The sequence below is a fragment of the Algibacter pacificus genome, assembly GCF_008033385.1.
GTDB lineage: Bacteria > Bacteroidota > Bacteroidia > Flavobacteriales > Flavobacteriaceae > Algibacter > Algibacter pacificus.
Genome location: NZ_VOGY01000003.1, coordinates 60,325 through 73,565 on the forward strand (window position 1 = coordinate 60,325; position 13,241 = coordinate 73,565).

Sequence of the window (13,241 nt, forward strand, 5' to 3'; positions counted from 1 at the left end):
TTACTCAAGTAGATCAACAATTTTTCTATCGTTAGAAAGTCTTGGTATTTTATTTTGTCCGCCAAGCTTTCCAACCGATTTCATATAGTGTTGAAAACCACCTTTTTCAACCTTTTTAATTTTTAAGGGTTGCAACACTTTACCTTCAATTAAATCGAAATAATAACTGTTTTGCCTTTGAAGTGATTGATCTAATTTTTGCGCTAAAGCGGAAAGGTTTTGGGGTTCATTTTCAAACTCTACAAACCATTCATGATATGGTAATTCTTCCGATGGATTAATTTGAGGTGCTACTGTAAATTCTGAAACGCGAATATCGGTATTGGCTGTTGCTTCTTGCATAGCTTGCTCTACTTCTTTCCCAATAACGTGCTCACCAAAAGCAGAAATAAAATGTTTTATACGTCCCGAAACGATAACCCTATAGGGTTTTGTCGATGTAAACTCAACCGTATCCCCAATATTATAAGCCCAAAGTCCAGCATTTGAGGAAATAATCATCACATAGTTTACACCAACTTCAACATCCTTTATGGTGATTCGTTTTGGGTTGTCCTCAAAAAATTCATCAGCCTTTATAAACTCATAAAAAATTCCTGAATTTAATTGAAGTAACATCCCTTTTTCGTTCTGCTTATCTTGAAAGGCGAAAAACCCCTCGCTTGCCGGATAGAGTTCTATACTATCTACTTTTCTTCCGATAAGGTTCTCAAATTTTGCACGATAAGGCTCATAATTAACGCCACCAAATATAAAGAGGTTGAAATTTTTAAAAATGTCACCAACCTTTTTTCCTGTTCTTTGCTGAAGTTTTTCAAAATACATTTGCACCCAAGATGGAATTCCCGAAATAATGGTCATATCCTGCGGTAACGTTTCTTCAACTATAGCATCAACTTTGGTTTCCCAATCCTCAATACAATTAGTTTCCCAAGACGGTAACCTATTTTTTTGCAAATATTTAGGCACATAATGCGCAACAATTCCCGACAACCTCCCTAATTGCACGCCATTTTGCTCTTTTAAAATAGGACTTCCTTGTAAAAAAATCATTTTTCCATTTACAAATTTAGCATTACCTGTTTCATGAATGTACATTAAAATGGCATTCCGTGCCGCATTAACATGGCTTGGCATACTTTCTTTTGTAATAGGAATATATTTAGAACCCGAAGTAGTTCCGGAAGTTTTAGCAAAATAAATGGGTTTCCCTTTCCACAGGATATCCAGCTCGCCAGCAACTACTTTTTCAACGTAGGGTTTTAAAGCTTCGTAATCTCGAACAGGTACACGTTTTACAAAATCTTCAAATGAATGGATACTACTAAAATCGTGATCTTGTCCAAATTTAGTGCCCGCAGCCTTTGCTATTAAATCTTTAAATACCTTTTCCTGTGTTTCTACAGGATGATTTGCCCATTTTTGAATGGATTTAAAAACCCGTTTTGCGAAGGGTTTTGCTAATGCAGATTTTAATGAAAGCATATTATTTTGAATGCATTTTAAACCAGTTAATAATTAAACAATCTTCTTCAATATTAAAATTTAATAAGCTCATATTTCTTTTATGAAGTGATTGATACTTAAAACTTGTAATTCCTTATATATTGGCATAACAAATAAATACTGATTTGTATATTTCCGTATGACAATATACGCAGAACGGTTAAAATATTTTAAATTAGTTTAGAATTGTATTTTAAATTTTCTCCTTTAAAATATTATTCTTTCAAATAGCTTATTTGAAATCTATAAAGTTTGTTGGGTTTATAGGGTAACCATCGTTCCAAAGTTCGAAATGTAAATGAGGACCTGTAGATAACTCACCCGTATTTCCGGCAGTTGCAATAACTTCTCCTGCTTTTACTAAATCGCCTTGTTCTTTAGTTATACTAGCATTGTGTTTATATACCGAAATTAAACCATAACTATGTTCTAGAATAATAACATACCCCGTGCTAGCTGTCCATTCTGCAAAAATAACAATACCGTCGGCTGTTGCTTTTATAGGGGTATCTTTTGATAATACAATATCTACGGCATAATGTTTTTCTTTTACATTATACGGAGCACTAATAGAACCACTTGCTGGAGGAAATAATATAAAATTACTAACCGATGTTGCCGACTCGAATAAATTATACTTATCTTCTTTATCAACCTTGTCCCGAAGTAAAGAATCGGCTGGCGACGGATTTAAATCGACCTCACTGGCTTCTAATTTAACGGCTTCAATTATAGAATCTTTATTAAAATCGGACGGACTTAAATCGCCTTTTAAAACCTTTTTAATGGAGGCATAATACTTTTCGTTAACAGAAATAACGTTTTGTAATGAATCGGTTTTATAATTTAAGGCTATGGCTTTCTTTTTTAAAGCCGTAGAAGAATAGCCAGGAATATATTCTCTTAAAGGTGTAAATGCAATTAAGGCATAAGTTGCTGCAACTAAAAAAATGGACGATAAGGTAACTAAAACAAATACGTTTAAACGTGTTAATTTAAGTGACAACCGTTCCTCAAACGTGTTTTCATTTAGAATAACAAGTTTATATTTATCGAGTAATTTTCGTTTTATTTTTTTAGCTTTTTTCTTTTTTTCTTCCATCGTAAAAACAAAAATAAATAGAATTATTAAGTAATTATCAATACAACGATACAAATTAAGCTTTGCTCAATATGCTAAAGTTATGTTTAAAACGATGTTATTTAAGTTTAATTATTAACTTTGCATAACAAAATTAAAAGTTATGATATTATCAAACATATTTTTAGGCATGATTGGGCCAATGCAAATAGCGCTAATTGTAGTGATTGTTTTGCTTTTATTTGGCGGTAAAAAAATACCCGAATTAATGCGTGGCCTTGGTAGCGGTATCAAAGAATTTAAAGATGCTAGCAAAGAAGAAGATCCTGCAGGTGAAAAAAAAGAATAAAACTCATTATAGTTTAAAAAAAAAGACCAATATTTTAATAAATATTGGTCTTTTTTTATGTTCATATTTTATACCTATTCTATTTTAATCGATTTAATTATAGCTTCAAGTTCTAGCATATAATTACGTTTATCGACAGATGGTGCAAAAGCAAAACCTTCAACAACGACCCAACGTTTATTAATTTTATCTTCAATCACATAATTAATAAATGGTCCACCCATAAAATCGCCTTTTAAATCCCATAATCCTTTAGTTTCAAAAGCGGGTTTATTATCTACTATCGTTTCACCATAAAAAGGCGTATAAGCATTCTCTGTAACCATATACGACTCTATTTTTTCACCATTAGCTTTTAATTCACCATCTTGTCTTCCACGAATGTATAACTCACCAACAGAATCTCTTACTTTTATTATTTGATTCACCACACTATCGTTTCTTTTTATGGCACTATATGGTAAAGTGTAAAGCATTAAATTATTGGTTCCTGTTGTAATTTCTTTTCTTATCCAGAAAAAATTATCACTCTCTTTTGCTATTCTATAAATTGAAGGAAACTGGATAGTAAATCCTAACTTTTCTTGAATTGCAGTATAGTTATGCTTCGATTTACTCATTTGATTCATACGCTCATTAAGCTCTGTATTCCTAAAAACTTCTATAATTTTGGCTGAATTTTCATTAAGCGTACTTATAATCTCTTGTTTTGTTTTCCCCGAAATAGTAATCACCTTTTGCGGCTTAGCATATACATTATCGGCAATATTAATTCCAGCTGGTTTATTAGGTGCAATTTTTAAAATGGTTCGGTTTTTAGTTACAAAACCAGAAAAAACCGAAGTTGGAATCTGACTAACCGTAAACATAGGTTCGTCCTGTGGCAACCCATAAATAGGAGTTCCTAATATATTTCGAATAGCATCTCCTACACTGCCATCCCACATTTCGTTATTTAACACTACCGACACATGACTTATGTTTCCAGAAGAATCTGGTAACATATCTTGTTTTTCTGTTTTTTTTTGATCGCCACAAGACACTAATAGAATTACTGCCATTGCATAAAAAATAATTTGTCGCATAATACTTGTTTTTAGAATTTAGCCTTTGGCTATTTTAAGTTTCATTCCTATCTTTAATTTAGTACCACTAATACCGTTCCAATCTTTAATATTTTGTACAGAAACTCCAGGAAATTTTTGTGCTATAGTCCAAAGAGAATCTCCATTGGCCACTGTATAATAAACAATAGCCCCTTTAATAGGTTTTTCTTTTATTGTTTTTGATGATGATGAACTCCGGGAAACATGAGGTTTCTTAGGATAAATAGTTAATCGCTGGCCTATTTTTAAACTATTACTTCTTAGTCCGTTCCAACGTTTTATTTCACTCACCCGAACCCCGTAAATTCTTGAAATTTTTCCTAAATAATCACCAGATTTTACACGATATGTGGTTTTATCATCTGCTTTAAAAAATTGAGGTAACGGTTTTTCGCGTTTTGCAAATTCCGCTTTAGCAAATTCATAAATTTTGTCTTCATTATTAACAAAAGTTCCTATCACTTCATTGGGTAATCTTAAACTATAATTTTTATCTTTTATAAACGGAATAACATCTAATTTATATGAAGGGTTTAAGAACTGAAGTTTCTCTATGGGCACATCGGTTACTTCAGATACTTGATCGAGTGTAATCATTTGTTTTACCCGAATGGTATCTGTTTCAAAATATGCTATTTCAGGTTTATATCGTTTAAAACCATGTTCTCTAGCGTATTCAAAAATATACATATTTGCTAAAAAAGCCGGCAAATATCCTGCAGTTTCACGAGGTAAATTATGTCTAATATTCCAATAATTTTTATAACCACCCGAACGCCTAATCGCTTTGGTTACATTACCCGGGCCAGAGTTATAAGCGGCTAAAGCCAAATCCCAATCGCCGAAAAGACCATATAATTTTGATAAATATTTTGTTGCGGCTATTGTCGATTTTATAGGATCGCTACGTTCATCGACATAACTACTAACATCCAATCCATATTCTTTTCCGGTAGTGTACATAAATTGCCATAACCCAGTGGCTCCAACTCTAGATTTAGCACGTGGTTTTAAAGCAGATTCTACAATAGCCAAATATTTTATCTCTAAAGGAATATTTTGATTGTCTAATTCGCGCTCAAACATCGGGAAATAGAACGCACTAAGTGTAATGAGTTTCTGTAAATATTTTCGTCTGTACTTTAAATACGATTTTATAACACTTTCTAACGATGGATTATACTCCACATTAAAGGGTGTTTTGGCATCCAATACCTTTAAACGCGCTTTTAATGTTTCAGTAGATAATTCGGGGTAATCTACAGGCTCGTAAGTGAGCTCACTAACCGAATCGTAAATAGTATCGAAAAGGTTATTACTATAAAGTTCATCATACCATTCTTGATCAATTTTAGCCGCATACACATCGTCTAATAGTTTTTCAAAAGACATACTATCCTTATCAAGATCAATACCTATAACCGTTTTCAATGTATTGTCTATTAAAGAATCTTTTATAGATTTACTTTTAACCAAAGTAGAATCTACCTTTTGCGAAAAACAAAAATGAATACTAAAAAACAATACTATTGTAAAAAAACGAAACGCCATAAAATCTATTCAGTAAGTTATTGAATGATATTATGGCGAAATTCGTGTTTTTTAATAGAATTTAAAAACTTAATTCTATTTATTCTAATATAGCAGCAATTCCTGGTAGCGTTTTACCTTCTAAACTTTCTAACATAGCACCACCACCAGTACTTACATAACTCACTTTATCTTCAAAACCAAATTGTTTTACAGCGGCAACAGAATCTCCACCTCCAACAAGTGAAAAAGCTCCATTTTTAGTAGCTTCGGCAATAGAATTTCCTAATTCAATAGTGCCTTCAGCAAATTTTTCCATTTCAAAAACACCTAATGGTCCGTTCCAAAGTATGGTTTTACTTTGCATAACTACATCATGAAATTGTGCTCTAGATTTTGGTCCAGCATCTACGCCTTCCCAACCATCTGGAATTTCATTAATATCCACAACTTGCGTGTTTGCATCGTTACTAAAATCATCTGCAGCAACGGTATCTACAGGAATATGAATTTGTACATTTTTCTCTTTTGCTTGTTTTAAGATATCTAGTGCCAAAGGCATTTTATCATCTTCACAAATCGAGTTACCTATTTTTCCACCTTGTGCTTTAACAAAGGTAAAAGCCATACCTCCACCAATAATTAGGTGATCTACTTTATCTAAAATATTTTCGATAATGGTAATTTTAGACGATACTTTTGCACCACCAAGAATAGCTAAAACAGGTTTTTCTCCAGTTTTCATTACTTTTTCAATACTTTCAATTTCCTGAGCTAATAAATTTCCAAAACATTTTTTACCTTCAAAAAACTGAGCAACTATAGTTGTAGATGCATGGGCACGGTGAGCTGTTCCAAAGGCATCGTTTACATAAATATCACCTAATTTAGATAGTTTTTCAGCGAAATCTTTATCTCCTGCAGTTTCTTCTTTATAAAAACGTAAGTTTTCTAATAATAGAACTTGTCCTGGTTTTAAGTTTGCGGCTAAGGCTTCAACATCATCACCAATACAGTCGGCAGCCATAATCACTTCAACACCAATAATATCTTCAACTTTATTTACAATGTGTTTTAATGAAAATTCATCTTGAAAACCTTTTGGACGACCTAAATGAGACATTAAAATACAGCTACCACCATCTTCTAAAATCTTAATAATTGTTGGTTTAGCCGATACTATTCTAGTAGCATCAGTAACTTCAAACTTTTCATTTAATGGGACATTAAAATCTACACGGATTAATGCTTTTTTATTCTCGAAATTAAAATCGTTAAGCGTTTTCATTTTATTTATATGTTTTAATTTTTAACTATTTGATTCACAAATGTAACTAAATAAATAGCCAATTAAAACGAGTTTTTTCACGAAAACGATATAGTCTTAAATATTTTTTAGATTACAGTAAAACAGAAAAAATAAATAAAATTGTTATTAAAAACACAGTCTACTAATAACCGACCGAATACATTTAAAATATCGTAAAATAAAATGGTTTGACTATAAAAAATTACACCCAATTTTTTCATTAAAAACCAAATATTTTTAAATTCATTATTTCAACTAAACCCTTTTATTTATTGATAAAATGAATACCACGATATTAACTCAAAATTTATTTTATGCCATTTTTTTTATTCTGATTTTTTTACCTTTTAAAATTTTAAATCCATCAAAATTATATACTATTTTCATTTAAAATCACTTTATTCAATAATTAACTTATTTACATTAATAAGTGCTTATTTCGATATTCCATATAAATGATTAATAAAAGGAAAAAATAAGGTTAAAACAACAACACAATAATCCAATTAGATTGTAATTTCAGTAATAAAAATTTAATTTTTTTATGTAGGTTTGTTTTATGCTATTTAAAGACGTTTTAGGACAAGATCATATAAAAAAACATTTAACCACAAGTGTTGATAATGGACGAATTGCTCACGCCCAATTATTTGTTGGTAAAGAAGGTTCGGGCACATTACCCATGGCCATAGCTTATGCGCAATACATATTATGCTCCAATTCTGCTGGAGAAAACAACACCGGAAACCAAGCTTGCAACCTGAAATTTAACAATCTTTCGCATCCAGATTTACACTTTGCGTTCCCAGTAACCACCAGTGATAAAGTAAAAAGCAAACCAATTTCCGATTTTTATTTAGAAGAATGGAGACAACTTGTAAAAGAGCAGCCCTACGGTAATTTATTTGACTGGTATAAGCTTTTAGGCGTAGATAATAAACAAGGGCAAATAGGTGTAGATGAAGCACTCAATATTGTGAAATCGCTTACGCTGAAGTCTTATGAAGGCGGCTATAAAGTAATGATAATTTGGATGGCCGAAAAAATGAATGGTGCCTGCGCTAATAAGCTTTTAAAACTTATTGAAGAACCACCGAACAAAACCATTTTTATATTAATTACTGAAGAAGAAGAGCAAATTATAAACACCATTCGTTCCCGTTGCCAAATATTACATTTTCCACCATTAGCAGAAGACGTAATTGTTGAAGGCTTAGTTAAACAATTTAATATAGACCGAAATGTTGCAACAAAAATAGCATACCAAAGCAACGGAAATTACAATAAAGCTTGCGATTTAGTCTATCAGGATACCGAAGATAACCAGTTTGAAACTTGGTTTATTTTCTGGATTCGTAGTGCCTTTAAAGCCAAAGGAAACAAGGCGGCTATTCTAGATCTTATCTCGTGGAGTGAGGATATAGCCAAAACGGGTAGAGAAACTCAAAAGCAATTTTTAAACTTTTGTTTAGACTTTTTTCGCCAGGCATTATTAATGAATTATAAGGCCGATAATCTAGTGTTTTTTGAACCAAAAACAGAAAAATTTAAACTTGAAAACTTCGCCCCTTTTGTACATGGTAACAACATAATGGACATTAGCAACGAGTTACAAGACGCTATTTACCACATTGAACGCAATGGAAATTCTAAAATTATTTTAACAGATTTATCGATTAAATTAACCCGTTTACTTCATAAAAAAGCTGAGTAAATTCAAAGTTTATTCGAATTAAACAAGACATAATTAGTTTGGTTTACTATATATAAAAACCTGTTAAATTACATTCAACAAACCAAAATCATTTACACCATTTTATTTATTATTATTAGTTGGTAAATAAACCGTTACAACTAAGTTTTAAGCTAACTAAAAACCATAAAAAAAGTCCTATAAATTTTCATTTAATAGGACTTTTAAAATATATAATTTTAACCTTACTCTGCCTTTTTATAATCAGCATTTAAAGCTTCTAAAATAGTTTTCGTTAAATCGCTCTCCTCTGCCCCATACATAACCGTAGCAGCGGCTTCGCTAGTTCCTAAAATGTAATTGTAACCGTTTGTTTTTCCATAATTACTAACAAAATCCTTTACTTTTACAATAACAGAATCTATATCTGTTTGAAAAGCTTGTGTTAACTGCTGTTGCTCTACTTGCATTTGTTGTTGCAATTGTTGTTGTTTTTGTTGCAAACCTGTCATTAATTCTTCAGCCTTTTTTCTGTTACTTCTAGCTATTCTTTGAGCTTCTGCCTGCGTTTTTTGAGCTTCTGTTTGAAAAGCTAACCCAATACTATCTGCTCGTTTTCTAAAAGCTTCCTCTTTTGTTTTGTATTTTGCTTCTAAATCAATTTTTCCTTGAAAATCGTTAATAACAGTTCCGTTATCTACAAAACCTATTTTGTTTGGTTTTTCACAAGATGCTAAAACAAGCATCGCGATGGCAACATAAAGTATGTTTTTCATTTTATTTACTGATTAGTTTTTGGTTAATATTTTTAATCCGAACAAATGTAACAAAGTAAGTTTAAAACTAAAGCCGAATTATTCTGATTTTAACATAAATGACTTATTCATATAAAATAACGTGTAACACAAACCAATATTTTAATTTTCTTTAATAAACCCTAATTTTAATCAAATTTATTAGAAAACTGTTATATATAACAAATACTTATAGAGAATTCATATATGAATAATAAATTTTTATAAAAAACAAAGCATTTTAAAGCGTTTTAAGAAGTTTTTAAAAAACAGACTAGTGTTTGGACGTTATCAAATATTACAATCAAAAAAGATATTTCAAATTAGATTTTAACTATTTTTAATCACATAAATCAACGAAGACCCCTCTTTTGTGCTTAAAGATTTAAGATTTGAACGCAATCCCACCCAAAAGCCTTTTACCGGATTCATCTTTCCCGTTTTGTATTTTTCCGAAAGCATACTCACATAAAACGCATCAAACAACATGGGTTTAACTTCAACAACTTTCATATTTTGCTTAGCAACTAAATTAGAAATTGAATTTTTATTAAAATGCCAAAGGTGCCTTGGCACATCATAAGCCGCCCAGAATTCTTTGTAATGTTGCGCATCAAAACTTTTATAATTTGGCACAGCTATCACTAAAGTTCCCGCTTCTTTTAAAAGGTTTTTAAACGTTTTAATATGATCTTCTAAATTTGGTAAATGCTCTAACACATGCCAAAGCGTAATAACATCGAAACTTTTTGACTCAAATTCTTGAAGCTTTTCAGCCTCCAAAACTGACTGATTCGTCTTTTTATTAGCAATAGTTCTTGCTTCATTATTTGGTTCAGTACCCGAAACAGTCCACCCATTTTGTTGTGCAGTTTTCAAAAAATCACCTGTTCCGCACCCCACATCTAAGAGTGTTTTAGTTTCCTTCGAAAAAGAATTAATAAGTTTTAGTTTCTTTTTAAGTGAAATACTTCGCACTAAATGATACACCTTTTCGAATAAATTCCTCTTAGAATCGGTATGAGAAATATAGTCTTCGCTCTGATAATATCCTGGTAGTTTATCTGAAGTTGGCTGCGGAGAAGTCTCCAAAAAACCATATTCTTTATTTTCGATTAACTGAAATTCTTCTCCAGAAACGGAAAAATCTTTAACTTTTAAAAGACTATTTACTGATTGATTATTGGTCACTGACTATATAATTTACTTTATGATTAAACTTAAAACTATTTTATTTTGTGTTTTAATGGATGATAATTTGAAGTTTTTATGAGGTATTTAAATATATTGAAACTGTTAAAACAAGCTAAAATGATATTTTTTCACTTCAACAAGCCTAGAATAACGATTATAATTTGAATTAAAATAAGATAAAACTCTTTACAATTTTATTAAAAGCACTTCAACAAGCTCAGCGTGACATTACGATTTTGAATTAAAATTATATAAATACCAGTAACATCTGCCTTTTTTTTATGAACTTATATTAAGCTAAAAACATCATTAAATAACTCTTCAATAAACTCAAAAAGACATTCTTTTCTTGAATTACTAATGAATAAACATCAAAAATTTTATTCTATTGAACCTATTTAAATAAACTCAAACCACTAAATAGTATCTTAATTTTATTAAAAAACACCATTAATAACACTTCAATAAGCTCAACGTAGCATTGTTATTTTGAAACATTTCCAGATAATTTTCTTAATTCTATAGCGATTTCCAAACTCAAATTAACACTTAATATTATAAATTGTTCTCAGAATCATGAATTAAAACAACTAAAAAACACCCTTCAATAAAGTTGACAAGACATTTTTTTTAATTTATTTGACACTCGAAACATAAAAACAAAGCACAAAAACCAAACATGTTCCACGTGGAACGTTTAAAAAAATAATCTAACCAAGCTTAATTAAGCACCAAAAAAACACATTAATTAAACATTACCTACCCATATAAACAAGCAAAACAGAAATATCATTTGGAGATACCCCACTAATTCTTGACGCTTGAGACACGGTAGTTGGTTGTACTTTTCTAAGCTTTTCACGAGCTTCAAAACTCATAGATTTAATCTGAGAGTAATCAAAATTAGCTGGTATTTTTACATATTCTAAACGCGAAAGTTTATCTGCATTCACCTTTTCTTTTGCAATATATCCAGAATATTTAACTTGAATTTCCGTCTGTTCGATCACTTCCCTATCCAAATTATTTTCTTGAATATACGCCTCAACACTTTCAACTTTACGTATATCATCCATATCAATATTAGGCCTTGCAAACACCTTAAAAAGTTTTCCTGATTGATTGACTGTAGACGATTTTTTAGATTCTAATATCGGATTTATTTCTTCCGGCTTTACACTTTGTGTCTCAAAAAAGCTTACAAATTTCTCCGCAGCTTCATGCTTTTCTTCCATACGTTTTAAACGTTTTTCAGAAGCTAAACCTAATTCAAATCCTTTTGGTGTTAATCGAATATCCGCATTATCCTGACGTAAAAGCGTTCTATATTCAGCACGAGATGTAAACATTCTATAAGGTTCTTCCGTTCCTTTAGTTATTAAATCATCCACCAACACACCTATATAAGCCTCGTCTCTTTTCAAAGTAAACGCATCCCTTTCCTGAGTTTTTAATGCTGCATTTATACCAGCCATTAAACCTTGAGATGCTGCTTCTTCATACCCCGTAGTTCCATTAATTTGACCAGCGAAATACAAGCCTTCAACCAACTTCGTTTCCAACGTATGTTTTAATTGCGTTGGCGGAAAATAATCGTATTCAATAGCATAACCAGGTCTAAAGAATTTTACATTCTCAAAACCAACCACAGATCGTAAAGCTTTAAATTGAACATCCTCCGGCAACGATGTTGAAAACCCATTTACATAAACCTCACAGGTATTCCAACCTTCCGGTTCAATAAATAATTGATGACGATCCTTATCAGCAAAACGATTAATTTTATCTTCAATAGACGGACAATATCTTGGCCCTAAACTTTTAATTCTACCGTTAAACATAGGCGATCTATCAAACCCTTCACGTAGTAAATCGTGAACCTCAAGACTCGTATAAGTCATGTGGCAAGACCGTTGTTTTTCTAATGGTTTTGTAATATCCAAATAAGAAAACTTCTCAGGGTTAGCATCACCAGGTTGCTCTGTCATTTTAGAGAAATCTAAACTTCTACCATCCACTCTTGGAGGAGTTCCTGTTTTCATTCTACCAGACTCAAAACCTAATTCAACAAGTTGTTCTGTAATTCCAGTAGCAGCCCTTTCACCTGCTCTACCTCCACCAAAATTCTTATCCCCAATATGAATAAGACCATTTAAAAAAGTCCCATTTGTAAGCACTACCGACTTTGCTTTTATTTCAATTCCGAGTGATGTTTTTACACCAACCACCTTATGATTTTTAACCAATAATCCAGAAACCATATCTTGAAAAAAATCAAGATTAGGAGTCCCCTCCAACATCATTCTCCAATCCTCAGCAAAGCGCATTCTATCACTTTGAACCCTTGGACTCCACATTGCGGGTCCTTTAGATTTATTCAACATTTTAAATTGAATCGCCGATGTATCGGAAACAATCCCGCTGTATCCACCAAGCGCATCTATCTCTCGAACAATTTGCCCTTTAGCAATTCCGCCCATAGCAGGATTACAAGACATCTGAGCGATGTTTTGCAAGTTCATGGTAACCAACAGTGTTTTACTTCCCATATTAGCAGCAGCGGCTGCCGCTTCGCTTCCTGCGTGCCCTGCACCAACTACTATAACATCATAAACATCATTAAACATGCTTTTCCTCTTTTTTAAACTTGTAGTGTTCCACGTGGAACACAAATATTAT

Annotated in this window: 10 protein-coding genes; 2 read left to right on the top strand and 8 right to left on the bottom strand. The window is 31.7% G+C overall.

What is annotated here, in order from left to right:
- Entirely contained in the window at positions 1 to 1,485 is a 1,485-nt protein-coding gene (locus FQU21_RS05505) for a GH3 auxin-responsive promoter family protein (RefSeq protein WP_147676999.1), read from the bottom strand.
- 253 nt (positions 1,486 to 1,738) lie between these two features.
- The gene (locus tag FQU21_RS05510; protein ID WP_147677000.1) at positions 1,739 to 2,608 is read right to left on the bottom strand and encodes a M23 family metallopeptidase; all 870 of its coding nucleotides are present in this window, start codon (positions 2,606 to 2,608) and stop codon (positions 1,739 to 1,741) included.
- A gap of 142 nt (positions 2,609 to 2,750) precedes the next feature.
- Between FQU21_RS05510 and tatA the strand changes: the two genes are divergently transcribed.
- Positions 2,751 to 2,936 carry a twin-arginine translocase TatA/TatE family subunit gene (gene tatA / locus FQU21_RS05515; RefSeq protein ID WP_147677001.1) on the top strand — a complete coding sequence of 62 codons (186 nt, stop codon included), beginning with the start codon at positions 2,751 to 2,753 and terminating at the stop codon, positions 2,934 to 2,936.
- Between the two features lie 74 nt (positions 2,937 to 3,010).
- On the opposite strand, the gene FQU21_RS05520 is transcribed toward tatA, so the two are convergent.
- The 3 genes from FQU21_RS05520 to FQU21_RS05530 form a co-directional block, all read right to left on the bottom strand.
- Positions 3,011 to 4,021 carry a DUF4837 family protein gene (locus FQU21_RS05520; protein WP_147677002.1) on the bottom strand — a complete coding sequence of 337 codons (1,011 nt, stop codon included), beginning with the start codon at positions 4,019 to 4,021 and terminating at the stop codon, positions 3,011 to 3,013.
- Between the two features lie 18 nt (positions 4,022 to 4,039).
- Positions 4,040 to 5,593 carry a lytic transglycosylase domain-containing protein gene (locus tag FQU21_RS05525; RefSeq protein WP_147677003.1) on the bottom strand — a complete coding sequence of 518 codons (1,554 nt, stop codon included), beginning with the start codon at positions 5,591 to 5,593 and terminating at the stop codon, positions 4,040 to 4,042.
- Between the two features lie 79 nt (positions 5,594 to 5,672).
- A complete protein-coding gene (locus FQU21_RS05530) occupies positions 5,673 to 6,860 on the bottom strand; it encodes a phosphoglycerate kinase (protein ID WP_147677004.1) in 1,188 nt (395 codons plus the stop codon).
- A gap of 580 nt (positions 6,861 to 7,440) precedes the next feature.
- Between FQU21_RS05530 and FQU21_RS05535 the strand changes: the two genes are divergently transcribed.
- Positions 7,441 to 8,595: a DNA polymerase III subunit gene (locus FQU21_RS05535; protein ID WP_147677005.1), complete on the top strand. Its 1,155-nt coding sequence runs from the start codon at positions 7,441 to 7,443 to the stop codon at positions 8,593 to 8,595.
- Positions 8,596 to 8,819: 224 nt separating this feature from the next.
- Here the strand turns inward: FQU21_RS05535 and FQU21_RS05540 are convergent, their stop codons facing one another.
- The 3 genes from FQU21_RS05540 to mnmG form a co-directional block, all read right to left on the bottom strand.
- Positions 8,820 to 9,350, bottom strand: coding sequence for an OmpH/Skp family outer membrane protein (locus FQU21_RS05540; protein WP_147677006.1), 531 nt, complete (start codon positions 9,348 to 9,350; stop codon positions 8,820 to 8,822).
- 348 nt (positions 9,351 to 9,698) lie between these two features.
- The gene (locus FQU21_RS05545) at positions 9,699 to 10,559 is read right to left on the bottom strand and encodes a class I SAM-dependent methyltransferase (RefSeq protein WP_147677007.1); all 861 of its coding nucleotides are present in this window, start codon (positions 10,557 to 10,559) and stop codon (positions 9,699 to 9,701) included.
- Positions 10,560 to 11,317: 758 nt separating this feature from the next.
- Positions 11,318 to 13,189 carry a tRNA uridine-5-carboxymethylaminomethyl(34) synthesis enzyme MnmG gene (gene mnmG / locus FQU21_RS05550; RefSeq protein ID WP_147677008.1) on the bottom strand — a complete coding sequence of 624 codons (1,872 nt, stop codon included), beginning with the start codon at positions 13,187 to 13,189 and terminating at the stop codon, positions 11,318 to 11,320.
- Positions 13,190 to 13,241 lie beyond the last annotated feature (52 nt).